The sequence below is a fragment of the Sulfobacillus sp. TH-112 genome (assembly GCF_057473405.1).
Window position 1 is genome coordinate 1 of the sequence record NZ_JBYCKN010000185.1, and the last position, 25,896, is coordinate 25,896.

Below are 25,896 nucleotides of genomic sequence, written 5' to 3' on the forward strand. Positions count from 1 at the left end.
ATCTCAAACGTTCGACACCAAACAACCCTTATCGCGATATCGGACACCGAAAACGATGCCTGTTCAAGGCTCTCACAAATGCGATACTGGCATCCCGAATTCCGAACTCGCGGGCGATAGAAGCGCCAAAAATGAAACGCGGCGGCGATGGCCTGGTCGTCCCTCATGCCTTGTCGTTATTATGGGCGGCTCATCATGAAAAAAGACGAGCGATTCAAAGCACTGCGGGCGACTGACCAAAACCCAGGCTGGGTCCAGCGTTTCACATGTCCAGGGATCACCGACAGCCGACTCCTATAGCCTCTGCATCACCGCGTGCCAGTACGCGCAGTCCACATTCGGAACCCCACGACACACCAGGCGACTACCGCCATGCCGAGGGACACCAAGATCGTCAAATGATAGGTTTCTTGCGGAAAAAAAAGCCCGCCAGTGCGTCCGGGGAAGTAGGTAAACAAAAGGGTCCCATATGACAAGATCAGAAAATAGAGTTCTCTCAGTGGTGATAGGTATGCGGAGATAACCATGATTGCCAAAAGATAGAGCGCGCCGACCGCGAGTAATCGGGTAGCCAGCGGCCGTTTTCGGGTGAGAGAGCGACCGACAGCGGCGATCGATACCCATGCCAGCGTGGGCGCCATCAGAGCCCACACCCCCATCCACCGATAGTGAACACTGTCCCAAGGAAGGTGAGGCAGTCCCCCATTTAATCGCACCGCCAGTCCCAGAGAAAGCGCTAACACCACCATCGACACCAAGAACACATAGCCGGGCGTACCGAGGGAAAACACCACACTGAGAACTGGGATCGCCGCCAGTACCACGAAGAAGCTAACCCAAACCATACGCTGAGGAAGACTTGCCGGCGCCGCGATGCCAGTTCCAATGCGAGGCCAATATGCAGCTAACACCACGCATCCCCACAATAGGGCTGGCCAAAAGAAGCGCAGATACCACAGACCACGCATCACACCCCACCCCTTCTACGATAGCTAGGCCCGTAAAGAAATACGGTCAGACGTCTTCCAAAGCGAATGACTTATCCCCGAATGTATGGATCGTGACGCAACAATTGATATCCTTACAGCCACTGTAATAAAGTGACTATTAAAATGCAATCCTGTATGGTTTTCTGAGGAGGTTGAGTGCCATGCAAAGTCGCCCGCATCTATGGTTACTGTCCCCCGTCGCCGCGATTGCGATGATCCTGATTGCGGCGCTATGGCCGCATGGCACGCACAGCTTATTGGTGTCCCTGCCCCAGCGGATGGTTTGGGCGAGTTTGCTAGTATTGCTGGTGGTCATTCCCATTGGCAGCGTGGTGTTCCCACATGGCCGGGCAGTCTACGTATTTGCAGCATCCCTGGTGGTCTTGATAGTCTCTCTGGGACTCGCTGCCGCATTCCATGGGGGCCTGTCTCCTGGCCTCGCATTGAGCAGGAGCAATCACTATCGCTGGCTCGCTGTCTTCGAACTCTTGTCACTCTTGCTGGCCTGGGTTTCCGTCGCGTCGTTGACGCGATACCTCACGCACGGCCGTGCACTGGCGGTCCGATTACTCGCGGTCGGCGGGCTCTATCTTTTCGCCATCATGGTCCTGGGCGCATGCCTTGCACCACTCGAAAAGCTTTTTCTTCTCACGTTTTCTTACGGAACATCGTTGTTTAATTACGCCATCGGGAATCACCACGGCTTGGTGTTTGCCGGTGGGACATACCGCCTCACCATTGGTGTATCACTGGGTACAGCCACCGCCGCTTGGTGCGCCATCGCGATTCTCACATGGACAAAAGGTCACGTCCATCGGCTCCGTGTCGGACGGAAGTCTCCATCACGATAGTAAACTACGGCCTCCTCATGGGCCCCGACGGGATCCCTAGCGCCATGGTCACCGCGCACTGGACCTCACACCGGGCATTGTGCCTTTCTTCCTTTAGCACCCAACGCGCCATCTGTATGGCGGGCGTCCCAATTCTCCGTCTATTTCACCAAAACTTGTGAGAGTCTCCCAAAGAACACCGATCAGAAAGTCCTTTCGGGGTGAAACACCGCCCACCCCAAAAGGACTGCACTCAGACGATGTCCACCCACGCCACCAAACCTAAGGGGCGTCGGTCATCCCCTCATTCCCATTCAATAGTGCCCGGAGGCTTCGAGGTGATGTCGTAGACCACCCGGTTGACGCCAGCCACTTCGCCGACAATGCGATTCGCCATGCGGTCCAGCAAGTCATCGGGAAGACGCACCCAATCGGCCGTCATCCCGTCTTGGCTCTCTACCGCACGAATCACAATGGGATAGCCATAGGTCCGTCCATCTCCCATCACCCCGACCGAGCGAATATCCAATAGTACCGCAAAGGCCTGCCAGATACTCCGTTCGAGGCCTGCCTCACGAATCTCGGCACGCACGATGGCATCCGCCTTGCGCACAATGGCGGCCTTATCTCGAGTAACCGCGCCGACAATGCGCACCGCCAGCCCAGGACCCGGAAATGGTTGGCGCCACACCAAGGCGTCGGGCAATCCCAGTGCCGCACCAACGCGTCGCACCTCATCTTTGAATAGCCATCGCAAAGGTTCAACGACCCGAAAGTTCACCTCGTCGGGCAACCCGCCCACATTATGATGCGATTTAATGGTCGCCGCGCCTTTCCCCCCCGACTCAATCACGTCGGGATAGACTGTGCCCTGAATTAATACCTCACGTTGTCCAATAATCTCTTGCGCGCGCTCAAAGGCGCGAATGAACTCGCGGCCAATAATCTTGCGCTTCTGCTCCGGATCGGTAATGCCTTCAAGTGCTAGGAAAAAGGTGTCGCTCGCATCAATGACCCGCAGATCGATGTCAGAAAAGGCTGCCTTAACCTCATCGACCTCTCCTTCGCGCATCAGTCCGTGATCGATCAGAATGGCCGTGAGGCGATCCCCAATAGCCTCTTTAGCAAGAGCCCCGGCCACCGCTGAATCCACCCCGCCCGAGAGAGCCACCAACGCCTTCCCTTCCCCGACCTGGCGCTCTATGTCCGCTACCGCAGTGTGCACGAAGTTATCCGGCTTCCAGTCCGGAGTGATGCCGGCAATGCGATAAAGGAAGTTGGTCAGCACACGAAATCCCTCTTCGGTATGATTCACTTCGGGATGATACTGCACCGCCCACAAATTTCGCTTGGCATCACCCATAGCGGCAATTGGCGTCTTTGAGGTCCCCGCCAGCACCTCAAATCCTGCTGGAGGCGCCATCACTAAGTCGCCATGGCTCATCCACACCGTCGAGGATTCGGGCACATCTGCCAAGAGCAACGAGGATTGACGTTGTTGCATAGTGGTCCGGCCATATTCGCGGCCCTCAGCCGGAACCACGTCCCCTCCTAAGAGGCGGGTCATCAACTGCATCCCATAACAAATTCCTAAAATCGGGATATTTAAGTGAAAAACCTCGGGATCCATTGACGGTGCGTCGGAGGAAAACACACTCGCCGGTCCGCCCGAAAGAATAATCGCTTGAGGATGTCTCTCCATAATCCGACTACACGGCGTGTCCCCCGGCAATACTTCGCAGAAGACTTCAGCTTCGCGGACCCGGCGGGCAATCAATTGGTTATATTGTGCTCCGAAGTCCAGCACGATGACAGTATTCGCCATTAGCTTCGTATCACCCGACACACGTCCGGAAGATTGCGGTACCGCTCTTCGACGTCCAGTCCGTATCCCACCACAAATTCATCGGGGATCTCAAACCCTTTATAGTGGACCGGTACCGCTACTTGGCGCCGACCCACCTTGTCCAATAATGAACAAATCTTCACCGACATCGCTCCTCGCGACTTCACATGGCCATAGATATAGTTGAGGGTCAGCCCAGTATCCACGATATCTTCCACCACAATGACATGTTTCCCATCTAAGCTGTAGTCCAAATCCTTCACGATGCGGACCACTCCTGACGACTTGGTGGACATGCCGTAGGACGAGACCGCCATAAAGTCCACCGCCACAGGTAAATCAATATGTCGTGCAAGATCGGCCACAAAAACAAAGGACCCTTTTAAGATCCCAACGAGAACGACCTCTTTATTTACGTAATCTTGCGTAATCCGCTTTCCGATCATCTCGACTCGGGATTGAATATCGTTTGCCGAAATCAGGACTTCTAGGCGTTCACCGGGTGCACTCTGCACTCATTCATTCTCCTCTCCATCGTCATCGCGGGTCAGCCGCCGCATAATCGCCGCACGATCCTTCAATGGATACAAGGAGCCGTGCCGCGGACGCTCCCCATAGGCAATGCGTTTCCCTTCAAAATAACTATCAGCATCGCGTTCCACATCTTCTATTGGCTCAGATAGTCGAGTTCGCACTGCCTTCAATGAGAGTCCCGATTCTAATAAGCGCTTAATTTCAATCAACCGCTCAATATCTCGCAATGAATATAACCGCTGATTCCCTTCGCTGCGGCGTGGAGAGATAAATTGCAGACTCTCATAGTAGCGAATGCGACGTTCGGTGAGTCCGGTACGACTCTTAACATCGCCAATAGGATATAATCCAACATCGCCCTCTCGCATTCTCGACGGCTCCCTTATGCGTCTTCTTGTTCTCTCATATTACCGGATTTTGATTACCCGCCACAACTCTTCTCGCAAAATAGAGAAGAAGCCCCCAAAAGGCTCCTCCGACTTCTCCTCTACCTTCCACACGGGCGTAGGCTGGGCTTTGTCCGTGCCACAAACGCCCCCCTATTTCGCCTCATCAACCCTTCCAAACGCACGTTCAGCCACCATGCGTTCTAAGCGGGCAATCTCTTGATGCGCTTGGCCAAGCTTATAGGACAATTCTTGCATTTGCAATTGCTGCCGATCCATCCGTTCATAGCGTCCGCGCATTTCTTGAGTCAACACTTGGACGAGATCTTTTAACATCACGTGTTGTGACTCCATAATGTCAAAAATTTCTGTCCCCGCATTCCGCACCGGAAGCATGCCAGGAGATTCCATCAGCCGTTTCTGACGATGAGGGACACTCATGGGAGTGCGTGATGCCAAGTCGGCCAATTCCCGGTACTCCGGGCGCCCACACGATTCCAAATCCTCTGTTCGAATGACATATGGACGACCCGCCACGCCCCTTTTGCGCGCTGCCGCGAGCCGTCCCGATCGCACGTCCTCTCGCATGGTGGTTGCCAATTCAGGAGCTAATTGTATTAATTGAGCTAACATCACTTCCATCTACCGTTCCTCCTATCAGACAATCATCGTTCCTCATCCATTATCCCCATCATTTGACAATTCCATTCAGTCTATTAGAAACAACGAAATCCATAAAAAAAGAGGAGCCCGAAAGCTCCTCTCTTGGTCGGCAAGACCACTACATCATCATGTCGCCCATGCCGCCCATTCCACCCATGCCACCAGCACCAGCCGGCATCGGGTCCTTCTTCTCGGGCTTGTCGGCCACCAATGCTTCCGTGGTCAGCAACATCGCCGCAATCGAGGCTGCATTTTGCAAGGTCGAACGCGTAACCTTGGCAGGATCCACAATACCGCTTTGCACCATGTCGACCACTTTGTTGTTGGCCGCGTCGTAACCGTGCGCTGCTTTCTCTTTCTTAATCATCTCTACGATGACTGAACCTTCAAGACCGGCATTGTGGGCAATTTGACGCACTGGCTCTTCCAGAGCCCGTCGCACAATCGCCGCACCGATTTTCTCGTCGCCCTCAAGTTTGAGTTCAGCGAGAGTGGGAATAGCGCGCAATAGCGCAGTTCCACCGCCAGGAACAATGCCCTCTTCGACCGCTGCGCGGGTTGCGGAGAGTGCGTCTTCGATGCGCAGCTTCTTCTCTTTCAGTTCCACTTCGGTCGCTGCACCCACTTGGATGACAGCCACACCACCGGAGAGTTTCGCGAGCCGCTCTTGCAGCTTCTCTTTGTCATAATCTGAGGTGGTGTCCTCAATTTGCTTCTTAATGACCTGAATGCGCTTTTTGATGTCGTCGTCCGCACCATGGCCATCGACAATGGTGGTTTCCTCTTTAGCAATCTTCACTTGACGTGCTTGCCCAAGCATATCCGGGGTCACGTTTTCAAGCTTCAAGCCGAGGTCCTCAGAGATCACCTGTCCGCCGGTCAAAATGGCAATGTCTTCAAGCATGGCCTTGCGTCGGTCACCAAATCCCGGAGCTTTTACCGCTACCGCGGTCAAGGTGCCACGCAGCTTGTTCACGACCAACGTCGCCAAGGCTTCTCCGTCGACATCTTCGGCAATGATGACTAAGGGTTTCCCGCGCTGTACGATCTTCTCTAGTACTGGCAACAGGTCCTGAATGGCCGAGATTTTACGGTCCGTAATGAGGATATAGGGGTCACTCAACACCGCTTCCATCTTTTCGGTGTCGGTCACCATGTATGGCGAAATGTAACCACGGTCAAACAGCATACCTTCCACTGTTTCTAATGTGGTACCAGTGGTTTTGGACTCTTCCACCGTGATGACGCCATCAGCGCCAACCTTCTCCATGGCCTCCGCAATCAATCGGCCAATTTCACCGTCGTTGGCGGAAATCGACGCCACTTGCGTAATGGCTTCTTTGCCCTCGATGGGTTTAGCAATCTTGCGTACTTCTTCAACGGCAGTGTTGACCGCAATTTCAATCCCGCGCCGAATCCCCATCGGATTCGCACCGGCTGTGACATTCTTCAATCCTTCATGAATCATGGCCTGCGCGAGTACTGTGGCGGTGGTTGTTCCGTCTCCGGCCACATCCTGAGTCTTCGTGGCTACTTCCTTCACCAGCTGGGCACCCATCGACTCGAATGGATCTTCAAGCTCAATTTCGCGGGCAATCGTGACACCGTCATTGGTAATTAACGGCGCGCCAAACTTCTTTTCAAGAACCACATTGCGACCCTTCGGTCCCAAGGTCACCTTGACTGCATTGGCTAATTTGTCCACTCCACGCTCTAGGGCGCGACGGGCTTCTTCGTCATAAATAATCTGCTTGGCCATCGAATTTGTTCCTCCTCTTGAGCATCTTCGTTTCTCTTAAGCGCTATGTTAGTGCACCACTGAGGCAGTGGCAAAAACCGCTAAGACGTCAGCTTCACGCAACAACAGGTAATCCGCATCATCAATCCGCACCTTAAGACCGGCATCTGCGGAATACAAGACGGCATCACCGACCGCCACTTCCATGGCGGCACGTGCACCGTTCTCTAACAGTCGGCCACTGCCGACGGCTACGACCTCGGCGCGCTGCCACTTGTCATGAGCCGTGTCAGGCAGGACAATTCCAGCCACGGTTTTTTCTTCAGCGATGACTTTCACCACGATATGGTCGCTTAACGGACGAATTTCCACGGGTATCCCTCCCTCATTGTTCGTTGTTAGCACTCAATCGTGTCGAGTGCCAACAGATTCCATAAGCGATAATAGCGAATCTCTGGGCATACGTCAAATACTTTCCGTAAAAGGAGGCGATCTCCATAATTGTTTTAATGTTGTTGCGAATCTCCACTTGAGTGCTGGGTGTCACCGTGAATCAGCCTCACTAAGTGTGGAATAACCGGTGCCACTACGGGCCAAATTTGCTCTATCGCTTGGGGGGAGCCAGGAAAGTTGATGATTAGGGTATGTTCTGCCACCCCGACGCGTCCTCGTGAAATCATGCCAAATGGCGTATAGCGAAGAGACTCTGCCCGCATCGCTTCCGCCATCCCCGGAATGTCGCGGGTGATTATCCGTCCGGTGACTTCCGGCATCACATCCCGTGGGCCCAGTCCTGTACCACCAGTACTGGCAATAACGTGAATCCCTTGACGCACCCAAACCCACAATTGCTTTTCTAAAGCAACCGCGTCATCTGGAAGAATTCGATAATCGTCGATGACTCCAAGAGACCCTAAAAGGGTTTTCAGTTTCTCACCCGACACATCTTCCCGCTCGCCATGATACGCCCCATCACTACTGGTTAATACCGCTGCTCGTATGTCCTCATCCATGCACGTCATCCTCCCTTTGGAACACGCCTGAGCGCCCGCCAGACTTCGCCATTAGTTTTACCTCGGTCATGACCATCGCTCGATCTTGTGCCTTGAGCATGTCATATAGGGTCAGAAGTGCCGCACTGACGCCCGTTAGGGCCTCCATTTCTACCCCCGTCCTGCCCACGGTACTGACCTCGACTGACACGACTAGTGCTTTCTCTTCGATGACAATGTCGACGGACACCCCCGTCACCGGAATCGGATGGGCGAGTGGAATCCATTCACTGGTCCGTTTAACCCCTAAGATGGCCGCGACCCGGGCCACCGCCAGCACATCTCCTTTGGCGGTAGTTCCTGCCCGGATGCTCTCCACCACCTCAGGAGTGGTCTCGAGTCGTCCCATCGCGCGCGCTCGCCGATCGCTCTCATCTTTCCCTCCGACTGACACCATATGGACTTCGCCACGCACATTTAAGTGAGGAAACTTTTGATCGGCACTCACCCTAAGATCCCTCTTTCCCTAGATTTTACTTTTGACCTTTGGTCACTACCGCGACCTCATATTCATGCACGGCACGCCCAAAATCAACAACCAACGTATGCCCTGCTAATAGCGCTATCGCGTGCCGAATCAGGCTACCATCGCAGTATCTCGCTTACCAATATCCTCTCATATCGTGTAACCAATGGACATACTCATTAGTCATAGCTCTTGTCCAAAGGTGGGATATGATGACAACGCATCGATGGTGGGAAGTGATAGTGGTGGTCCTTATGGTAGGATTCTTCCTCGTGAGGCTTGATTCCCCGCTACACGCTAATTCTCTGACACCCGCGGCGTCCATGAATACCCCGCGGGTGATAGCCCTCACCTTTGATGATGGGCCGTCTCCGGTCTACACCCCGGAAATCTTAGCCCTCTTGACCCGCTATCAAGCGCACGCCACTTTTTTTGTCTTAGGCAGTGAAGTGGCCCAGTGGCCAAATATTGCCCGAGACATCATTAAACAAGGATCGGTCATTGCGAATCATGGCTATAGGCATGTCAATTACTTTCGCGTTGGCACAGACGGGGTGTATCAAGACGCCCAGCGCAGTGCGGCATTACTAAAAAAGGAGCACATTCCCATGGTCCCTTTCTATCGCCCGCCTTATGGCAATTCTAACGCCCGTTTGGTGAAGTTTCTCTCCGCGAAAGGATATACCGTGACACTCTGGAACATTGATACGCGCGATTGGTCAGAACCCGGCACCTCGCACATCACCCAAAAGATTCTCACCGATGCCGAACCTGGGGCGATTGTACTTATGCATGACAGCGGTGGCCGCCGTCAAGAAACGGTGCAAGCACTGGCTGCCATTTTACCGTTTCTGGAATCTGAAGGGTATCGCTTTGTCACGCTTCCACAATATGTCGAAGATTTTCATCTGCAACATCCCGCCCAATTGCCGCTTCCCACGACTACTCCCAAAGACTCTGAAAAATCAACAACAGCAGCGGGCCCTTGGCTATGAGCCCACTGCTGTTGGTTTCACTATTAACGATATTGATAAAAGCCGCGCCCGCTCTTTCGGCCGTAGAGTCCGGCATCCACCATTTGCCGTAACAGCGGGGCTGGACGATATTTGGGATCTCCAAACCCTTCGTAGAGCACCTCCAAAATCGCGAGACAGGTGTCCAGTCCAATAAAATCGGCCAAGGTAAGGGGCCCCATCGGATGATTCATGCCCAACTTCATCACCGTATCGATGGCCTCTTTTTCTGCGACTCCTTCTCCATATGCAAAAATGGCCTCGTTAATCATCGGCATCAAAATCCGATTAGCCACGAATCCCGGAAAGTCGCGGGCCTCCACCGGCGTCTTGCCCATCAGGTGCGCCCACGCCATCACCTGGTCGACGGTTTCTTGGCTGGTTAAGGCTCCACGAATCACTTCAACCAGCGTCATGACCGGCACCGGATTCATAAAGTGCATGCCAATAAATTGCTCGGGCCGCGAGGTCACCCGTGCCAGCCGCGTAATACTGATAGACGAGGTATTGCTCGCAAAAATGGTCTCTCTGCCAAAATGCCGATCCAATTCTTGAAACAACAGGCGCTTCGGCGCTTCATCTTCACTAATCGCTTCCACCACTAAGTCTGCCTGTTCCAGTTCCGTGGCACTCGCCACGGTATGTAATCGGGCCAACGTGTCTTGCATCTCATCCGCCGTTAACTTTTGCTTGTCCACCGCTCGCTGCAGGCGACTCGCGATTCCTGCCATGCCCTGCTCGAGCCCGTCAGCCAGAGCATCTGTCAAATACACGTCAAATCCCGAGCGAGCGGCGGTTTCGGCGATCCCCGATCCCATTTGTCCGGCTCCCACCACTAAGAGTATTGGCATCATCATCCTCCATCGTATTAATCCACCCGCACGATTGTCGCTTCACCCTGACCTCCGCCACTACAAATGGTGGCTAATCCGTATCCGCCTCCCCGGCGACGCAATTCCCGGACTAGGGTCATCAGGATACGCGCACCTGACGCTCCAATCGGATGACCCAGAGCCACCGCTCCGCCATTGACATTGACCTTCTCAGCCGGAAGACCTAATAGCTGCATCGATGTTAAGGTGACGGCAGCAAACGCTTCATTGATTTCGGCTAAAGCCAGATCTGCTGCGGTGAGACCCGCCTTATGCAAAGCCACTTCCGCAGCGTAGGCCGGCACCGTATGTAAATAGCGGGGTTCTCTCGATGCCGATCCGGAACTGACAATGGTTGCCCAAGGCGTGAACCCGCGACGCAATGCCTCGGCCTTTTCCATCACCACTAGGGCCGTTCCGCCATCGGTGAGACCGGGGGCATTTCCTGCGGTCACTGTCCCATCGCTCTGAAATACGGGACGCAACTTGGCTAGTTTCTCGCGCGATGTGTCTTTTCGAGGTCCGACATCTTCGCCCACTACGGTCACTTCGCCCTTTCGCCCAGTGATGTTGACCGGGACGATTTCTTCTGCAAAAATGCCGTCTTGCATCGCCCGTAGGGCATACTCATGACTGCGCAAGGCCCACTCGTCTTGCGCCTCGCGAGAAATCTGATACTCTTTGGCGACTTCACTGCCGTACACCCCCATGTGACACTGGCCAAAACTACACCAGAGTCCATCATGCACCACCGAGTCCACCAAGGGTACATCGCCCATCCTCAATCCATAGCGCGCCCCTTGAACCAAATATGGGGCCTGACTCATCGACTCCATGCCGCCCGCCACGCCAATTTGCATTTCACCTAAACGAATGGCCATGTCGGCCAGATTGACGGCCCTTAGGCTGGATGCACACACTTTATTGATGGTATCGGATGGCACCGTCTCTGGCAGCCCCGCCTTCATGGTCGCTTGCCGAGAGGGAATTTGGCCCGCTCCTGCCTGCACCACCTGGCCCATATACACGTAATCGATTTCCTCACCCGAAATCCCACTCCGCTCCATTGCGCCCTGGATGGCGATTGCCCCCAATTCTGTTGCGGGAACATCTTTCAAGACGCCACCAAATGTCGCAAACGGAGTTCGGGCAAACGCGATGATAACCGTTTCGGACATGTCTTTAACCTCCCATTGGCTCCGTGCGTCGCTCAATTGAGGCACCAAGTGACGCCAGTTTTTCTTCGATGGCATGGTACCCGCGATCAATGTATCGTAAGCCATCCACCCGGGTAATCCCTTCTGCCTTCAGCGCCGCCAACACCAAAGCCGCGCCTCCTCGAATATCCTGCGCTTCCACTGGGGCTCCCGTCAACCGATCCACTCCGCGGATGATGGCGGTCTCACGATCCACCTTAATGTCAGCTCCCAGCCGCACTAAGTCGTGGGCATAACCAAACCGATTTTCAAAAACGGTCTCTTGCACCACCGCTACCCCTTCAGCCAAAGATAATAGGGCCACCATTTGAGGATGAAGGTCGGTGGGAAATCCTGGATGAGGAAGCGTCTCAATATCCACTGCGGTAAGCCGTTTTGGACTAATCAGCCGAATCCAATCCATGTCTTCTTCGATTTGCGCGCCCGCCTGATTCAATTTCAAAAGGACGGTACGCAGATGCTCAGGAATCACGTTGGCCACGGTCACCACCCCTCCGGTGATGGCCCCCGCAATGAGATAGGTTCCCGCTTCCAATCGGTCAGGGATAATTTCATGGCGTGTCCCGGTAAGCGCCTTGACGCCTTCAATGCGAATGAGGTTGGTGCCGGCCCCACGGACCCGCGCTCCCATGCCATTCAAAAAATTTGCCACGTCCACAATTTCCGGTTCCATGGCCGCATTTTCAAGAATGGTCGTGCCTTGCGCTAAACTCCCCGCAATCATGAGATTCACAGTGGTGCCAAACGAGGCCCGTTCAATATAGACCCGCGCTCCTCGCAATCGCCCGTCTACCGTACCTTGAATCGATCCGTGCTCAAGCCACATCGTAGCTCCCAAGGCTTGAAACCCCTGAATGTGAAAGTTCACCGGCCTTGACCCAATTTGACAGCCGCCTGGAAACGCGACATCAGCCTTTCCTAACCGCGCCAGAAGAAGGCCCACCAAATAGGTGGAGCCTCGGAGTTTCTTCGCGAGATCATAGCGTGCATGATAGGCGTTTAATCCGCTTGAGTCAATCGCCACTTTGGATTCACTAATCCATTCCACCGAGGTGCCCAGTTCTCGTAGAATCTCGCAGAGGTCCAGAATATCGGTATAGCGCGGCACATTTTCGAGAATGGTAACGCCATCCGATGCCAGGGCGGCCGCCGCAATAATGGGCAGGGCGCTGTTTTTGGCTCCTGCAACTTCTACCTCACCCGCTAACGGGTGCCCGCCTTCAATCACCAAATGCGCCACAAATCTCGTCCTTTCCGTCTTTATAAACTATAGTTTGGCGCTTCCTTGGTTATTTGTACATCGTGGGGATGGCTTTCAGTGAGTCCCGCTCCCGTAATACGAACGAATCGCGCCTCAGACCGCAGGGCCGAAAGATTGGCCGCGCCACAGTAACCCATGCCTGATCGAATGCCGCCAATCAGTTGATACACCGTGTCCGCCACCGACCCTCGGTAAGGAACCCGTCCTTCGATGCCTTCAGGCACCAGCTTCTCGACATCCAAATCATCTTGAAAGTATCGATCGCTAGATCCCTGCTTCATCGCCGCCAACGATCCCATGCCGCGGTATACCTTAAATGATCGGCCTTTAAAGATTTCCATTTCACCCGGACTCTCTTCTGTCCCCGCGAACAGCGAACCTAGCATCACGGATGAGGCGCCCGCTGCCAAGGCTTTGACAATATCACCTGACCAGCGAACGCCACCATCGGCGATAATCGGCACATCACGGTCACGCCCGACCTGAAACGCCGCCCATACGGCACTGATTTGCGGAACGCCGATGCCGGCCACAATACGGGTGGTGCAAATCGATCCCGGCCCTACGCCGACCTTGACGGCATCAACGCCAGCTTCAATCAGCGCTTCGGCTCCTTCGCGTGTGGCGACATTACCGCCGATGATTTCAATGTGAGGAAATGCCTGGTGAATGCGGCGAATCGTCGACAGCACCCCTTCAGAGTGTCCGTGCGCGGTATCGACAACCACTACATCGACCCGCGACTGGACCAATGCTTCTACCCTTTCCATGGTGCCATCTCCGACAGACACAGCCGCTGCGACCAACAGGCGGCCATTGCTATCCTTGGCGGCAATGGGAAACTTACGGGCCTTCTCAATATCTTTGATGGTAATGAGTCCGCGCAACCGGCCATGCTCGTCCACCAAAGGCAGTTTCTCAATGCGATGATGCGCCAAAATCTCTTTGGCCTGATCCAGCGTGGTTCCTTCGGGCGCCGTCACCAGATTTTCACGGGTCATCACATCTTTAATTGGACGATCGAAGTGTTCTTCAAACCGCAGGTCACGATTGGTTAAAATTCCCACCAAATAACCGCCATCACGCACAATCGGAACACCAGATATGCGATACCGACTCATCATCTCCAAAGCGTCTTTCACAAAATGATCGGGGGATAAAAAAATGGGGTCGATAATAACGCCGTGTTCACTGCGTTTGACCTTATCAACCTCACTCGCTTGCCGTTCTGCAGACATATTCTTATGTATAACCCCAATTCCACCTTCTCTAGCCATAGCAATGGCCATTCGGGCCTCAGTGACGGTGTCCATGCCCGACGATAAGAGCGGGACATTGAGCTGGATATTTCTCGTTAGCCTGGTTTTCACATCCACGTCCCGAGGCAAAACGGTCGAATATCCCGGTACCAGCAAGACGTCGTCGAAGGTGAGCGCCTCAGGTCCAAACTTTTCGGCAGTATTCACAACTAAATCCTCCTTTTCTGTCTATATACACAATGCGAGCCACCATCAGGCTTCAAAGTTTGAACAAGTCTACCACAGACCGCGAACCTCCGACAATCATTTTCCTCCATCAACAAAGTTGCTGCGCAAGATCCTGTCCTACCTTATATACCGGGCCCGCTCCCATGGTCAGTATGGTATCTCCCGGTTGAACGACGTTCCGAATGATCTCCACCGCATCAAACATGTCCGACACAAAATAGACCTCCTGGTTTTGATGCTGCTGAATCGCGTCGGCCAACGCTTTGCCCGTGACTCCAGCGATTGGGTCCTCCCCGGGCGGCGAATAAATTTCCGTCAGAATGAGCGTGTCGGTGCCGTCAAAGGCGCGTACAAATTCATCCCATAGGTTATGGGTACGAACGTAACGCTGCGGCTGAAATAACACGATCACGCGTCCCGCTGTCACTTGGCGCGCGGCCTCCAGCGTGGCGCGAATTTCTGTGGGGTGATGCGCGTAATCATCCACCACCATAACCGGCGCGTCCAACAGCACCTGAAAACGGCGTTGGGCATTGCGAAAGTGAGCGAGAGCATCCAGCGCCTGCGTTTTGTCGATCTTCAGATGAATCGCCACAGCCAGTGCCGCCAGCGCATTTTGTACATTGTGCTGCCCCGGAACGCGCAGCTTAAGCTTGCCAAAAGGCTGGCCGTCATACCAAACTTGACAATGGGTGCCCGTCTTCGTTTGGGACAAAATTTCTCCGCGCAGCATCGCATCGGAGGAAAATCCATAGGTGATATGGGGAACCTGAAGGACCTTCTGAATTTCGTTGAGCACCGGGTTATCGACGCCCAAAATGGCACAGCCATTTCCCGGCACCTGGGATAGGTAGTCGGTAAACGCCTGCTTTAGCATAGAAAAGTTCTGCTGATAGTGCTCCAGATGTTCAGGTTCCACGTTGGTGGCCACCGCCACCTGACAAGAATACCGCAAAAAAGTTCCGTCACTTTCGTCCGCTTCGGCGACCGCCCAATCCGATGCACCCAGCCGGACATTACCCCCAAAGTCTTCCACTTCTCCGCCCACCAGTACGGTCGGATCCCATCCGGTACGGGCAAGTAGCGTGCCAATCATGCTGGTCGTGGTGGTTTTTCCATGTGTGCCACTGACGGTAATGGCTTGCTTTCGATTAATCACTTCCGCTAAAAGCTCTGAGCGATGTTTCACCATCAGTCCCCGCGCCTCGGCTGCCTGCCGTTCCACGTTATCGGGTTGTACATCGGTGTTATAGACCACTTCTTGCGCCTGGCCAAGATTACTCGCCTGATGGCCAAATGTCACCGGAATGCCTGCTTGTATCAGTCGCTCCGTACGACTGGAAGGATTCATATCCGAGCCCGTAACCTCAAATCCCTGATGATGCATCCACAACGCCAAGCCACTCATACTATATCCGCCAATTCCAATAAAATGGATCCTTGTCACCTCAGACGACCACCTTTGTCACTGCCTCTTTATATGTAGACTACGCTTCCCCACTGGCTTTCATCCACCTTATTGAAAGTGCCACCCTTGCTTTAACCACAGATCAACGTAATAGTGGGAGGACCACAGGATCTTCTCTATTTCATCAGCCCGTAAGGTCCTTATCACCTTACCTGGACGTCCGTGCACCAAGGACCCAGGAGGGATCTCCATGCCTTCAGTAATGAGCGTGCCCGCGCCAATGATGACGTTTGAGGCGACATGAGCGCCATTCATGATGAGGCTTCCCATACCGACCAGTACCCGATCATCGATAGTAGCACCGTGAATAATAGTGCCGTGCCCAATCGTCACATCGTCGCCCACCAGGCACGGAAATCCCAAGTCGGCATGAAGCACTCCGGTATCCTGAAGATTACTCCTGGCTCCGAGACAAATCTTCTCGCTATCGGCACGAATCACCGCATTAAACCACACTGATGCTTGGTGGCCCAATTCTGCCTGACCAATGACGTAGCTCCCTGGGGCGACAAACACAGGAGAGTTCACCTGTGGTGAAAACGCGCCAAAATCCATTAACAAGGCAATCCCCCCTTAGCTAAACTGCTGAGCGGCCATGGTGTTTTAGGCCCATCAAATGCCTCCAGACGCTGTCCTTCGGCTAGCCGATAGTATCCCAGCGCCGCCACCATGGCGGCATTATCGGTGCACAGTTCTCGTGGAGGGACGTGCATTGCGATGCGCCGTTGTCGGGCAAAATCGTGCAGTGCCATAGATAGAGCCCCATTGGCGGACACGCCTCCCGCAAGATAGATATCGTTGACCGGATAGAGGTCATAGGCCAGCTGCAACCGTTTCACTAATGCCTCCACCACTGCGTCCTGCAGGGCACGCGCAATTTCTGCTCGCTTGTCCGGAAAACGTCTGACCAAGTCGTCGGTGGCGGTTTTCACACCGCTAAAGCTAAAATCCAACGGGGCATCGTCCACCCGAGCCACTGGCAAACGCAATCCCCCGCTATCCTTTACGCTATCTGCCAACTGCTCTATTTCGGGCCCTCCCGGATAGGGCAACCCCAGAAGGCGCGCTCCCTTGTCAAGCGCCTCTCCAGCAGCATCATCGCGGGTCGCTCCCAGCACCTCGAGCTCGCCATGACCACGCCAATAGCACAAACTGGTATGCCCCCCGGACACAATCAAAGCAAGGGAAGGAAAATGCAATGGCTCAATCAAGGCATTGGCGTATAGATGCGCCTCGAGATGGTGCACCCCCACCACCGGGACCTGCAGCGTCACCCCTAGGGCCTTCGCAAAGGTGACTCCGACCAATAACGCCCCTAAGAGACCTGGCCCCCGCGTCACTGCGATGGCTTCAATATCGGCCAAAGTGATCCCGGACGCCTCCAGTGTCGCCTCGACCACCGGCACCATCGCCATGGTATGCTCCCGGGCTGCCACCTCCGGTACGACCCCTCCGTATCGACGTTGGACCAGATCAGACGAAAGCCGCTGAGACGCGATCAGATGCGCCCCGTCAACCACAATGGCACAGGCGGTATCATCGCAAGACGACTCAATTCCCAAAACCCGCATACTTCCGCTCCCTTTGACCCACCCTAATGCTATAAGGAGGATCGACCATGGCAATCACTTGGCTATATAGTGTGTTTCTCTTCATCGTTTACTCCGGTCCAACCGTACTCACCTTGTGGAGTACCACCTACAATCTCACCACCGCGGCCCGCTTTATCACATTTCTCTGCAGCGTCATCCTGTTCGTCTTGATGGGCCGCAGCCTAAAAAAGCGCCATCGCCCGCGCTTCTTCCCAGGACTCATTGTGGGCGGACTCGTGGCTATGGTCGGCACCGCTTTTAGCCAATATCTCCGGCACTTACCCATGGCCGAAAACGCGCTTTTTTCCCAGATTCCCGGTGTCCCGCGTGCAGCGGCGATCACGATGCTCCACCTGCACGCCCTAACCAGTGCCATCCTCTCAGCCAGTATTTTTAGCATCCTATTTGGCCTGTTCGGCGCGATTGCCACCTGGTGGGGCGGTCGTGACGCAACCCACCGCCAACCCGAAGATTCTCCGTCCAAGCAACCTGAGCGAGCCAGTTAGAGTGGGTCTTTCCACATGATGAAGGCGTCCTCGTGCGGATCGGTATAATATCCCCGCCTTACCCCAAGCTGAATGAACCCCAGCTTCTGATAGAGATTTTGTGCTACCAGATTGGAGCGCCGCACTTCTAACGTCATCCGCTTCGCGCCTAATTCCTGCGCGCGGCGAATCAACCCCAGCATCATGCGCTCGCCCAGATGACATCCACGAAAATCAGGATGCACTGCCACGTTCGTCACATGGGCTTCATCAAGAATAATCCACATTCCACCGTACGACGCAATCCGACTATGAAAATCCAGCACCAGGTAGGCCGCGAAATTGTTCTCCAACAGTTCGGTTTGAAACGCATTCCGTGACCATGGCGTCGGAAACGACGCCCCTTCAATTAACATCACCGCGTCTAGGTCGGATAGGTACATATCTCTGACCACAACCTCCGACTCATCCGGGCTATTCAGAACCGCCATGGTTCACCTCATTTTGGGACACTAATCGCGGGCGGCCTCAAATAGGCTGGCGCGAGCGTGACCGGATCATCTGTGTGACCCCATTGTAACGCGGACCACCCCAATTGTGCTATAGAAAGCCCCGAAAGAACGGCCTCACTCTTTTGAGAGTGCATACCAATCCGGGCCAAATCGTGCAAATTTTGGTTAAGCGGGCCTAATACTTTGATGGCATCCGAGAGCGGAAAAATCGGCGGTAACGTCCCGGAAATGGCCATGTCAGGAATAATCGCTTCAACCTTGTCGTCGCCGACATAATAATAGCCCAAATAAAATGCCGGCCCCCGGCGCTCGCTGGTCACCACCACACGCGATCCAGGCACCTCGGCTTTCGCCCAAGCCGCCAACGACGAGACGCCTTTGACCGGAATCTTCCAAGACAAAGCGAAGGCTTTGGCCGCCGTGACCGCAATGCGCACGCCAGTAAACGATCCCGGGCCCACACCCACAGCAATACCGTCAGGTCGCCCACAATGCGCCACTTGTTCCTCAACAAAAGCCACCAGATGCGTGCCCGCCAATCGCGGAATATTTAGCTCGCGCCGTGCTAAAAGCACTCCATCTTCGATCATCGCCACGCTCAGCATCGGACCCGACGAATCAAATCCCAGTACCTTATAACCCACGTCCCTGCTCCTTCATCCAAATCTCTAATCTTTGCAGCCATGCGGTCCCGAATGCTTCCATCACGAGCACCCGCTCCTCACCACTCTCGCGGGCAATGTCAATCTCCAGCCGATTCGGATGTTGTGCGGCAATGGCCAGTCCCCATTCAACGATAATGAGCGTATGTGCTTGCCCAGCGTCGGGCAAGTCTAATACCTCCCAGTCCTTCGCCGTGTCTAAGCGATAGCCGTCAACATGATAGATGATAGGATCCCCCGACTGATAGGTGTGCAATAGGTCGAACGTGGGGGAGGTTACTTCGTCCGTCACACCCAACTCATGCGCCCAAGCCTGCACTAACGTGGTCTTTCCAGCCCCCAAAGGGCCGTTCAACAGTATGATCCCCCCAGCGGCAATTAGCGTTCGCGAGGCGCGAGCGAAACCCAGCAACGCGTCCCGCGACGGGATCTCCAATTTAGTGCGCAAAGTGGTCAAACAGGGGCTCCTTTCTGCTGATGTCGACCTCTGCACCGTCCATCATCCAGTGCGTTCCGGTACGATCGGAGATGACCCCAATTTCCGTTAGCAAGGACCCGACCGCTTTGGCGGCATTCATGACATCGCTTACATGGGAGGGGGGTACGGTCATCAACAATTCGTAATCCTCTCCTCCTAAGAGGGCGAAGTCTTGCGAATTGCTCTTAAATCGTGCCGCGATGGCCTGGGTGGCCGCATCCACCGGGATCTTGTCTAGCCAAACTTCCGCTCCAATCGATCCAAATCGCGTCAATTCCTCCAGTTCTGATCGCAGACCATCACTCACATCCGTGAGCGCATGCACCCATGGTGCCACGGCTGTTCCCAAGGCCACTCTCGCCATCGGTTCCAGATGTGCGGTGAGTACGCTCCTCTCATTGACATCGTTTCCGGGCCAATGATCTCCGTGACTTAATAGCATATATCCGGCATAGCTCCGTCCCAATCGGCCAGACACCAAAATTCGATCCCCCGGGCGCGCACCCGTGCGCCGAATGGGCCCCGCTGCAGCGGGTTGCCCGATGATAGTCACGTCAAGCACCAAACGATCCACCGATCCCACGGTATCTCCCCCCACAATCACCACCCCATAAGGATCAAAAGCCCGCGTAAGCCCCCGATAGAGTGATTCAATCCCCTCAGACGAGAATCGCCCAGGCACGGCTAAACTGGTCAACGCCGCCCGCGGAGTTCCCCCCATCGCAGCGATGTCACTCAAATTGACCTGTGCCGCCTTATATCCTAATTGCTCCGGTGTGGACCAATCCCATCGAAAGTGTATGTCTTCCACCAACATGTCTTGGCTCACCAGCCATGCGTGAGGGCCTGCGGGGAGAACGGCGGCATCATCCCCAATACCCATAAATCCCAAGGGTGGCGTAGGTTGCATCCGGTGAATCATCGAAATAATGCCACGCTCTCCAAGACCTTTGACTTCCATACATACCCTCCACCTGTTTAATGCTGCTACAAAATTGGCATACTTGAATAAACCATGAAACAGGGAGATGCCAGATGTCAAGCCAAAATCCCTCATCCGACCTTCGCGACTTGGAACGCACCCTTTACCGATACGGCATATCACTCGCCGTGCTCTTCGATATCTTGGTGGAAAAAGGTATCGCATCGCGCCAAGAAATTCAGGAGTGTGCTCAAGCTCTCCATCGTCAACTCCTCTTGTCGGACGAGATGGATGATCCGTCGTGGATGCCCCCGATATAGATTCTGCTACAATAGTCCCCGAAAGGGGACTCTTGAATGCATATTACCGATCATACGCTTACTTTAGATGAACACACTCTTCATTGGTACCAAGCTGGCGATACGAAGACCATACCGACCGTATTATTGCACGGCGGCGGAGGGACGGGGCGCGCGTTTCTTCATCAACTCGAGTATCTCTCAAGCCGCGGCCTCTTTGTGATGGCTCCTGACATGCCAGGTTTCGGCCAATCTGATTGGTTCCCCTCGGTTCAGCAAATGCAAGACATTCGCGCGGTCCTATTCCCCTGGTTGGACCATTTGGGCATCGATCGACTGGTATTAGGAGGCAACTCGATGGGAGGACGGGTAGCCATGTCGATGGCATCGCACAGTCCCGAGCGAGTTGCCGGTCTCATTATCTTAGATTCGGTCGGAAAAGCTCTACCTGATGTGCCCATTATCAATCCGCTCACCATCCCACCGGCGCACTATACCGAAGGGTTAGTATTTGACAAGAACCGCTATAAAGAACGCACTCCATATCGGACCTTGGATGACGCACGCGAATTAAATCGCGGTCGCAAATCGTTTGCCCAGTATCTCGAGGGTGATCAGATACAGCCCGATCCCGAATTAGACCTGGCGCGCCTCACCATGCCATCCCTCCTCATTTGGGGTCGCGAGGACCACATTGTTCCGCTTGCCTATGGAAAAGCGCTAGACCGCGATCTTCGGCACAGTGAACTCTTGGTCATCGACCAGTGCGGTCATTTGCCCCACATTGAGGAAGCCGATGTCGTGAATCACGCCATCATGGACTTTCTTGATCGTCAGGGACTTCGTTAACATCCAAAATGGTCTTCTGCAAAAAGCGAATTAATGTGGAGATCCAGGCGGGAGGACTTTTTTGGGTCAATACCACGGTCCTACGGGAGGGCCACAAAATTTCCGGCACAGAGACCTCCTGCAAGTCGCCTCGTTGTATTTGCTGACGAATCATCGACCACGGCAGTACCGAGACGTAGCTACGGTGAATGAGTGCACTGGCCATGGCCAAGGAGTCCACCGTGATTCGTGAACGAATGACCATTCCGGATTCCGCAATGGCGCGTGCCACCGCCTGTCCGTGTCCCATGTTCGAAGAAAATAGCACCCAAGGCCAGTCAACCAGACTATGGTACGATTCTGATTGAAATCTAGACGAACTCACAGCAAGCAATCGATCATCGGAGAGCAATTCGTATTGCAGACCTGGGCGCATTCTCTCCAAGCGAACAATCCCCGCATCAATGAGACCTTGCTCAACCCAATCTGTAATTTCTCCTGAGTGTCCGGTGCGAATTTCATAACGATAATGATGGTCCCGGTGAAACAGATCGGCCAGCGCACTCTCAATGGCCCCCTGGAGCACGAGCGTCGACACCCCCACCTTACGAACCACGGCATCGGCTTGCACATCCCGCCGCAAGAGCGCCACTTCTTTAAGAATATGTTCCGCACGCGGCATCAATTGTTGGGCCTGTTCCGTCAGCCTTAGATGCCCACGCCGCTCGACTAACGCGATTCCTAGTCGGGTTTCCGCGTCGTGCACACGATGCGATAGCGCCGAAGGCGTACATCCCAACTGCCTTGCTGCATCTTGCAGTGAGCCTTCGTGGTGCAAGGCAATTAACAGTTCAATATCCTTTATGGTAAAGCTCGACTGTTCCATAGGGAGAAATTCTGCAAGTACTGATGAAATCCTGCTCAACTATTGTGACATTGCGTTTATGTATGATGGAGACAGCATCCACAGTCCCATTGAAAGGAGCAATTCCATGACGAATCCTCACGATCCACGAAACTTTTTTACGACCCACCATGCCGCGTATGTCACCAGTGCACGACATGCTCACGGAGCCGACCTGACCCTTCTCATAGATGGACTTTATCCTGAACCAGGAGAAAGCGCTCTGGACATAGCTACAGGAGGAGGACACACGGCTATCGCCTTGGCTAAAAAAGCGCTTGACGTGACCGTTCTCGATATGACGCCGGCCATGCTCAAAGCAGCGACTGACTTTGCCACCACGCAAGGTGTGCAATTGTCTTCCGTCGAAGGAGTGGCCGAACACCTTCCGTTCTCCGATAGTACATTTCATATCGTCACTTGCCGTCGGGCTGCTCATCACTTTCAGAGCGTGCCTCAGTTTCTTCAGGAGTCGCTTCGGGTCCTTCGCCCCGGGGGACGAATCGGTATTTCCGACATGACATCCAGCAGCGCAAACCTGGGCTGGTTAAACCAGCTCGAAATCGTACGAGATCCGTCCCACTACCACACCCTATCTATTGATGAGTGGTATGATGCCTTGCGCCAATTGGGGTGGGATAATATTGTGATACATCTCTCCGATGATCTCATGAGCCCTGAAGAATGGCTTTCGCCGGTCTCTTCACAGACGGAGAATGGTCAAAAAGCGCTTCACATGATTCGCTCCGGAGATGCTCCGGTGGAATTTCGCATCGGAGACCACTTCGTTAAACGTCGTCTGATATTGTGGGCAGAAAAACCGATGCGCACCGAATAACACGAGTCGGCAAGGCCGTATGGCTTTATGTCAATCAACGAACCATACCCTCAACTGCGTATTGGGCACGAGAGCCTTCGAAATTCCCCGCGCTCTGCTAATATCGTGCCACGGGGCTCTCATCCGATGTATATCCACCGGCATTGAAACAAGGCCCATGGGGGACGGCGAGATCTGTCTCCCATGGCCTCAATTGTGATTTCACACGGTTGCCTGTTCGAGATCAGACATTAAGTGAAAGCTATTGGTCATCCAATAACTTCTGCAACTCGTCTAAGGTCTGCACCGATGATACGCGGGGTATTAGGCGCAGTAACTTCTCTTCCGAGCACTCTGCAACCTTAGCCACGATAGCCTCCGGCATTTCATCAAACCGCCCCACCACGAGTGCCTGAAACGATGCGATCGTGCCTACGCGACGGCCATTTTCAAGTCCTTCTTCACGGCCCTCTTCACGGCCCTCTTCACGGCCCTTTTCACGGCCTTCCGCTCGGCCCCGCTCCAAGCCAATCTTCCATCCCCGTTCAATGGCTTCCTCCTCTAGCTCACGTACCAAATCGTACATTTTCAACACCTCTTTGATCGATTTTAGCACCTCTTCATCAAGAAACGCACTGGTTAATCCTAAAATCATCGCCCCGACCCGCCTCTGCAATTTCTTAGGCAACACCGTGGCCAACTTGGCAGCCTTTAAAGCTCGTTGATCCCGATATTTAACATCCCCCATAAATGGAAAAAATGTCAGGTCAAGAACATCGGTATCTGTCCAGTCGTCCGCCGCTAACTGACTCAAGTGTTGCCATACTGTCGATTCTGACTTGTCAGCGACCATGACGTTATCCACCTGATATTGCACGGAACCTCGGTCCAACTCGGAAGGAACGTGACTTACTGGATACAGATAGACTACCACCGTACGAACCGCACGATTATGCTGATTTACCAGTGCTACCGCATAGGTCAAAAATCGGCGCAAATCCAGTTCCACCGTGGACTGAAACTCCAAATGGAGCAGCATCCCTGTGTCCGTAAGAAATACTCGGTCCAAAACATGTTCATGCACCGTGACAGCAGGTACACTAGACGGTAGCGTAGACACAATGTTCACATCCGAAAGACCGTACCACGTCGTGATGGCGTTGATGTGAATATCAACCATCAACTTTTGCACAACATCCTTAGCATTCCGAGAAATTTCGTCATTCATCGCAGCACCTCTATTAAAAGAACTATTGTTCGCCAATATTCTAGTTCCCCATGGAGGGTCAAGTCCATACTTTTCATTAGTTATGTCGAACGATTCTGTCTTTTCATCGACGTTCGTGTTTCCATTCCGATACCATTTATCATGACGCCACCGCGATAATAGCCATCACACCGACAACATCTGGGATCGGTCGCGTGCCGTCAGTGTGATGTAAGGATTCGTCATTGGGGATTCATCATTGGGGATTCATCATTGGGGATTCATCATTGGGGATTCATCATTGGGAATTCATCATTGGAATCGAGAAGAAGACCCGACCAAGGAGACTCCTATGAGAGACAGGGAAGGTGCCGTCTTTTGATCGCGCCGACCAATCGGGCATCACGAGAACTCTACCAACTCTTTCAGCCTCGAATAGTCAAGATTCCCTCCGGTCAATACAATGGCCACATTTCTTCCCGCAAGTGGCGCTCTATCCCCAAACAGCGCATAGGCCAAGGCTGCTGCCCCCGAACCTTCGAGTACAAATCGATGGTGTTTCAGAGCATATCTCATCGCCTCTCGAATTTGCTCCTCACTCACCAAGCCGATCTCCTTAATCAAGGATTGAGAGATACGGAAATTCTCCATCCCAATTTCTCCGAGGAGCCCTTCCGCCCACGTCTCTTGATATTCCACGTCCACAACATGCCCAGCTTTCCATGAGGCATACCATACGGGTGATGCCTCACTTTGCACCCCAATGATGTTAATCGCTGGGTTGAGCGTCTTGGCGGCAATGCCGATCCCCACCATCAAACCACCGCCGCCGGCGGGGACAAGAATCGTATCAATGTCAGGAGCGTCTTGTAGCATTTCGAGGCCAACCGTCCCTTGTCCGGCTACTGTGGCAGTATCTTCGAAGGCATGAATGAACACTCTCTCGCTATCCCGAGCTAATTGCATAGCATAAATCTCAGCGTCATCATAATTATCGCCGTATTGGCACGTCTCCGCACGATATTGAGCGATTCCGTCCAGCTTGGCTTGTGGTGTCGTCTTGGGCACGACCACTAGTGCCGACACTCCTAACAGTTGAGCCACCAGAGCAACCGCTTGACCATGATTGCCAGCGGACGCAGTTATTACTCCGTGCTGTTTTTCTTCTTCGGTCAGTTGCAGCATCTTATTGAATGCGCCCCGCACTTTAAATGAACCGGTTAATTGCCAGTGTTCTGGCTTCAGCCATACATTGGCACCTAGACGTTCACTGAGCGGTATTGATGCCACCAGCGGTGTGCGCAGTACGCGACCTGCGAGTCGCTTTTGTGCGCTTAATATATCGGTCATAGCTATTTGCATCGCTAC

General features: G+C 53.8%; 30 protein-coding genes. 7 read left to right on the plus strand and 23 right to left on the minus strand.

Annotated features, from left to right (window positions below; all coding sequences use genetic code 11):
- Positions 1-236, plus strand: a 236-nt coding sequence (locus ACOJWD_RS13555) for a hypothetical protein (protein WP_486993774.1), incomplete at its 5' end; no start/stop codon positions are given.
- A gap of 72 nt (positions 237-308) precedes the next feature.
- Here ACOJWD_RS13555 and ACOJWD_RS13560 read toward each other — a convergent pair.
- A complete protein-coding gene (locus tag ACOJWD_RS13560) occupies positions 309-971 on the minus strand; it encodes a hypothetical protein (RefSeq protein ID WP_486993775.1) in 663 nt (220 codons plus the stop codon).
- 179 nt (positions 972-1,150) lie between these two features.
- Between ACOJWD_RS13560 and ACOJWD_RS13565 the strand changes: the two genes are divergently transcribed.
- Complete coding sequence (locus ACOJWD_RS13565) at positions 1,151-1,840, plus strand: hypothetical protein (RefSeq protein WP_486993776.1); 690 nt, start codon at positions 1,151-1,153, stop codon at positions 1,838-1,840.
- 283 nt (positions 1,841-2,123) lie between these two features.
- Here ACOJWD_RS13565 and guaA read toward each other — a convergent pair whose 3' ends face one another.
- The 8 genes from guaA to moaC all read right to left on the minus strand — a co-directional run bounded on the left by guaA (position 2,124) and on the right by moaC (position 8,486).
- Positions 2,124-3,644, minus strand: coding sequence for a glutamine-hydrolyzing GMP synthase (gene guaA, locus ACOJWD_RS13570; protein ID WP_486993777.1), 1,521 nt, complete (start codon positions 3,642-3,644; stop codon positions 2,124-2,126).
- Positions 3,644-4,180, minus strand: coding sequence for a hypoxanthine phosphoribosyltransferase (gene hpt, locus ACOJWD_RS13575; protein ID WP_486993778.1), 537 nt, complete (start codon positions 4,178-4,180; stop codon positions 3,644-3,646). Before hpt ends, guaA begins: the two co-directional genes overlap by 1 nt.
- Positions 4,181-4,567, minus strand: coding sequence for a MerR family transcriptional regulator (locus ACOJWD_RS13580; protein ID WP_486993779.1), 387 nt, complete (start codon positions 4,565-4,567; stop codon positions 4,181-4,183).
- Positions 4,568-4,738: 171 nt separating this feature from the next.
- Positions 4,739-5,227: a hypothetical protein gene (locus ACOJWD_RS13585; RefSeq protein ID WP_486993780.1), complete on the minus strand. Its 489-nt coding sequence runs from the start codon at positions 5,225-5,227 to the stop codon at positions 4,739-4,741.
- 139 nt (positions 5,228-5,366) lie between these two features.
- Positions 5,367-7,007 carry a chaperonin GroEL gene (gene groL, locus ACOJWD_RS13590; RefSeq protein WP_486993781.1) on the minus strand — a complete coding sequence of 547 codons (1,641 nt, stop codon included), beginning with the start codon at positions 7,005-7,007 and terminating at the stop codon, positions 5,367-5,369.
- Between the two features lie 48 nt (positions 7,008-7,055).
- Entirely contained in the window at positions 7,056-7,358 is a 303-nt protein-coding gene (locus ACOJWD_RS13595; protein WP_486993782.1) for a co-chaperone GroES, read from the minus strand.
- A gap of 134 nt (positions 7,359-7,492) precedes the next feature.
- The gene (locus tag ACOJWD_RS13600) at positions 7,493-7,999 is read right to left on the minus strand and encodes a MogA/MoaB family molybdenum cofactor biosynthesis protein (protein ID WP_486993783.1); all 507 of its coding nucleotides are present in this window, start codon (positions 7,997-7,999) and stop codon (positions 7,493-7,495) included.
- Complete coding sequence (gene moaC, locus ACOJWD_RS13605; RefSeq protein ID WP_486993784.1) at positions 7,992-8,486, minus strand: cyclic pyranopterin monophosphate synthase MoaC; 495 nt, start codon at positions 8,484-8,486, stop codon at positions 7,992-7,994. Before moaC ends, ACOJWD_RS13600 begins: the two co-directional genes overlap by 8 nt.
- A 230-nt stretch (positions 8,487-8,716) precedes the next feature.
- On the opposite strand from moaC, the gene ACOJWD_RS13610 reads away from it, so the two are divergent.
- The gene (locus ACOJWD_RS13610; RefSeq protein ID WP_486993785.1) at positions 8,717-9,499 is read left to right on the plus strand and encodes a polysaccharide deacetylase family protein; all 783 of its coding nucleotides are present in this window, start codon (positions 8,717-8,719) and stop codon (positions 9,497-9,499) included.
- Between the two features lie 23 nt (positions 9,500-9,522).
- Here the strand turns inward: ACOJWD_RS13610 and ACOJWD_RS13615 are convergent, their stop codons facing one another.
- The 7 genes from ACOJWD_RS13615 to tsaD all read right to left on the minus strand — a co-directional run bounded on the left by ACOJWD_RS13615 (position 9,523) and on the right by tsaD (position 17,393).
- Positions 9,523-10,368 carry a 3-hydroxybutyryl-CoA dehydrogenase gene (locus tag ACOJWD_RS13615; protein WP_486993786.1) on the minus strand — a complete coding sequence of 282 codons (846 nt, stop codon included), beginning with the start codon at positions 10,366-10,368 and terminating at the stop codon, positions 9,523-9,525.
- 17 nt (positions 10,369-10,385) lie between these two features.
- Positions 10,386-11,567 carry an acetyl-CoA C-acetyltransferase gene (locus ACOJWD_RS13620; RefSeq protein WP_486993787.1) on the minus strand — a complete coding sequence of 394 codons (1,182 nt, stop codon included), beginning with the start codon at positions 11,565-11,567 and terminating at the stop codon, positions 10,386-10,388.
- 4 nt (positions 11,568-11,571) lie between these two features.
- Entirely contained in the window at positions 11,572-12,846 is a 1,275-nt protein-coding gene (gene murA / locus ACOJWD_RS13625) for a UDP-N-acetylglucosamine 1-carboxyvinyltransferase (RefSeq protein WP_486993788.1), read from the minus strand.
- 20 nt (positions 12,847-12,866) lie between these two features.
- On the minus strand, positions 12,867-14,333 hold the full coding sequence (gene guaB / locus ACOJWD_RS13630) for an IMP dehydrogenase (protein ID WP_486993789.1): 1,467 nt from the start codon (positions 14,331-14,333) through the stop codon (positions 12,867-12,869).
- A 109-nt stretch (positions 14,334-14,442) separates the two neighbouring features.
- Complete coding sequence (gene murC / locus ACOJWD_RS13635) at positions 14,443-15,801, minus strand: UDP-N-acetylmuramate--L-alanine ligase (RefSeq protein ID WP_486993790.1); 1,359 nt, start codon at positions 15,799-15,801, stop codon at positions 14,443-14,445.
- Positions 15,802-15,870: 69 nt separating this feature from the next.
- Positions 15,871-16,377 (minus strand): gamma carbonic anhydrase family protein, encoded by a 507-nt coding sequence (locus ACOJWD_RS13640; RefSeq protein ID WP_486993822.1) that lies wholly within the window; start codon positions 16,375-16,377, stop codon positions 15,871-15,873.
- Positions 16,377-17,393, minus strand: coding sequence for a tRNA (adenosine(37)-N6)-threonylcarbamoyltransferase complex transferase subunit TsaD (gene tsaD / locus ACOJWD_RS13645; RefSeq protein WP_486993791.1), 1,017 nt, complete (start codon positions 17,391-17,393; stop codon positions 16,377-16,379). Before tsaD ends, ACOJWD_RS13640 begins: the two co-directional genes overlap by 1 nt.
- Before the next feature lie 47 nt (positions 17,394-17,440).
- Here tsaD and ACOJWD_RS13650 point away from each other — a divergent pair, with 47 nt between their 5' ends.
- Complete coding sequence (locus ACOJWD_RS13650; RefSeq protein ID WP_486993792.1) at positions 17,441-17,920, plus strand: hypothetical protein; 480 nt, start codon at positions 17,441-17,443, stop codon at positions 17,918-17,920.
- Here the strand turns inward: ACOJWD_RS13650 and rimI are convergent.
- From rimI to thiL, 4 genes are read right to left on the minus strand one after another with little or no spacing between them, the layout of a single operon-like run.
- Complete coding sequence (rimI, locus tag ACOJWD_RS13655) at positions 17,917-18,390, minus strand: ribosomal protein S18-alanine N-acetyltransferase (protein ID WP_486993793.1); 474 nt, start codon at positions 18,388-18,390, stop codon at positions 17,917-17,919. The genes ACOJWD_RS13650 and rimI overlap by 4 nt on opposite strands.
- Positions 18,391-18,398: 8 nt before the next feature.
- A complete protein-coding gene (gene tsaB / locus ACOJWD_RS13660) occupies positions 18,399-19,055 on the minus strand; it encodes a tRNA (adenosine(37)-N6)-threonylcarbamoyltransferase complex dimerization subunit type 1 TsaB (protein WP_486993794.1) in 657 nt (218 codons plus the stop codon).
- Positions 19,045-19,530, minus strand: a complete 486-nt coding sequence (gene tsaE, locus ACOJWD_RS13665; protein WP_486993795.1) for a tRNA (adenosine(37)-N6)-threonylcarbamoyltransferase complex ATPase subunit type 1 TsaE — start codon at positions 19,528-19,530, stop codon at positions 19,045-19,047. The genes tsaB and tsaE overlap by 11 nt, the downstream gene beginning before the upstream one ends.
- The gene (thiL, locus tag ACOJWD_RS13670) at positions 19,511-20,512 is read right to left on the minus strand and encodes a thiamine-phosphate kinase (RefSeq protein WP_486993796.1); all 1,002 of its coding nucleotides are present in this window, start codon (positions 20,510-20,512) and stop codon (positions 19,511-19,513) included. Before thiL ends, tsaE begins: the two co-directional genes overlap by 20 nt.
- A 74-nt stretch (positions 20,513-20,586) precedes the next feature.
- Between thiL and ACOJWD_RS13675 the strand changes: the two genes are divergently transcribed.
- Together ACOJWD_RS13675 and ACOJWD_RS13680 are read left to right on the plus strand one after the other, a co-directional pair.
- Positions 20,587-20,793, plus strand: a complete 207-nt coding sequence (locus tag ACOJWD_RS13675; RefSeq protein WP_486993797.1) for a hypothetical protein — start codon at positions 20,587-20,589, stop codon at positions 20,791-20,793.
- A gap of 36 nt (positions 20,794-20,829) precedes the next feature.
- On the plus strand, positions 20,830-21,621 hold the full coding sequence (locus ACOJWD_RS13680; protein ID WP_486993798.1) for an alpha/beta fold hydrolase: 792 nt from the start codon (positions 20,830-20,832) through the stop codon (positions 21,619-21,621).
- Here the strand turns inward: ACOJWD_RS13680 and ACOJWD_RS13685 are convergent.
- Positions 21,587-22,486 carry a LysR family transcriptional regulator gene (locus ACOJWD_RS13685; RefSeq protein ID WP_486993799.1) on the minus strand — a complete coding sequence of 300 codons (900 nt, stop codon included), beginning with the start codon at positions 22,484-22,486 and terminating at the stop codon, positions 21,587-21,589. The genes ACOJWD_RS13680 and ACOJWD_RS13685 overlap by 35 nt on opposite strands.
- Before the next feature lie 106 nt (positions 22,487-22,592).
- Here ACOJWD_RS13685 and ACOJWD_RS13690 point away from each other — a divergent pair, with 106 nt between their 5' ends.
- On the plus strand, positions 22,593-23,342 hold the full coding sequence (locus tag ACOJWD_RS13690) for a class I SAM-dependent methyltransferase (RefSeq protein ID WP_486993800.1): 750 nt from the start codon (positions 22,593-22,595) through the stop codon (positions 23,340-23,342).
- Positions 23,343-23,583: 241 nt separating this feature from the next.
- On the opposite strand, the gene ACOJWD_RS13695 is transcribed toward ACOJWD_RS13690, so the two are convergent.
- Both ACOJWD_RS13695 and ACOJWD_RS13700 read right to left on the minus strand, forming a co-directional pair.
- Positions 23,584-24,549 carry an RpnC/YadD family protein gene (locus tag ACOJWD_RS13695; RefSeq protein ID WP_486993801.1) on the minus strand — a complete coding sequence of 322 codons (966 nt, stop codon included), beginning with the start codon at positions 24,547-24,549 and terminating at the stop codon, positions 23,584-23,586.
- A gap of 381 nt (positions 24,550-24,930) precedes the next feature.
- On the minus strand, positions 24,931-25,890 hold the full coding sequence (locus ACOJWD_RS13700) for a threonine ammonia-lyase (protein WP_486993802.1): 960 nt from the start codon (positions 25,888-25,890) through the stop codon (positions 24,931-24,933).
- Positions 25,891-25,896 lie beyond the last annotated feature (6 nt).

Bases quoted from the DNA above. Each gene is read 5' to 3' on its own strand.
- tsaD (WP_486993791.1), bottom strand. From the start codon at position 17,393: ATGCGGGTTTTGGGAATTGAGTCGTCTTGCGATGATACCGCCTGTGCC.
- ACOJWD_RS13650 (WP_486993792.1), top strand. From the start codon at position 17,441: ATGGCAATCACTTGGCTATATAGTGTGTTTCTCTTCATCGTTTACTCC.
- guaA (WP_486993777.1), bottom strand. From the start codon at position 3,644: ATGGCGAATACTGTCATCGTGCTGGACTTCGGAGCACAATATAACCAA.
- groL (WP_486993781.1), bottom strand. From the start codon at position 7,007: ATGGCCAAGCAGATTATTTATGACGAAGAAGCCCGTCGCGCCCTAGAG.
- ACOJWD_RS13640 (WP_486993822.1), bottom strand. From the start codon at position 16,377: ATGGATTTTGGCGCGTTTTCACCACAGGTGAACTCTCCTGTGTTTGTC.
- ACOJWD_RS13565 (WP_486993776.1), top strand. From the start codon at position 1,151: ATGCAAAGTCGCCCGCATCTATGGTTACTGTCCCCCGTCGCCGCGATT.
- ACOJWD_RS13700 (WP_486993802.1), bottom strand. From the start codon at position 25,890: ATGCAAATAGCTATGACCGATATATTAAGCGCACAAAAGCGACTCGCA.
- ACOJWD_RS13620 (WP_486993787.1), bottom strand. From the start codon at position 11,567: ATGTCCGAAACGGTTATCATCGCGTTTGCCCGAACTCCGTTTGCGACA.
- ACOJWD_RS13585 (WP_486993780.1), bottom strand. From the start codon at position 5,227: ATGGAAGTGATGTTAGCTCAATTAATACAATTAGCTCCTGAATTGGCA.
- ACOJWD_RS13610 (WP_486993785.1), top strand. From the start codon at position 8,717: ATGACAACGCATCGATGGTGGGAAGTGATAGTGGTGGTCCTTATGGTA.
- ACOJWD_RS13680 (WP_486993798.1), top strand. From the start codon at position 20,830: ATGCATATTACCGATCATACGCTTACTTTAGATGAACACACTCTTCAT.
- rimI (WP_486993793.1), bottom strand. From the start codon at position 18,390: ATGGCGGTTCTGAATAGCCCGGATGAGTCGGAGGTTGTGGTCAGAGAT.
- thiL (WP_486993796.1), bottom strand. From the start codon at position 20,512: ATGGAAGTCAAAGGTCTTGGAGAGCGTGGCATTATTTCGATGATTCAC.
- ACOJWD_RS13600 (WP_486993783.1), bottom strand. From the start codon at position 7,999: ATGGATGAGGACATACGAGCAGCGGTATTAACCAGTAGTGATGGGGCG.
- ACOJWD_RS13695 (WP_486993801.1), bottom strand. From the start codon at position 24,549: ATGAATGACGAAATTTCTCGGAATGCTAAGGATGTTGTGCAAAAGTTG.
- ACOJWD_RS13675 (WP_486993797.1), top strand. From the start codon at position 20,587: ATGTCAAGCCAAAATCCCTCATCCGACCTTCGCGACTTGGAACGCACC.
- ACOJWD_RS13615 (WP_486993786.1), bottom strand. From the start codon at position 10,368: ATGCCAATACTCTTAGTGGTGGGAGCCGGACAAATGGGATCGGGGATC.
- ACOJWD_RS13690 (WP_486993800.1), top strand. From the start codon at position 22,593: ATGACGAATCCTCACGATCCACGAAACTTTTTTACGACCCACCATGCC.
- ACOJWD_RS13580 (WP_486993779.1), bottom strand. From the start codon at position 4,567: ATGCGAGAGGGCGATGTTGGATTATATCCTATTGGCGATGTTAAGAGT.
- ACOJWD_RS13685 (WP_486993799.1), bottom strand. From the start codon at position 22,486: ATGGAACAGTCGAGCTTTACCATAAAGGATATTGAACTGTTAATTGCC.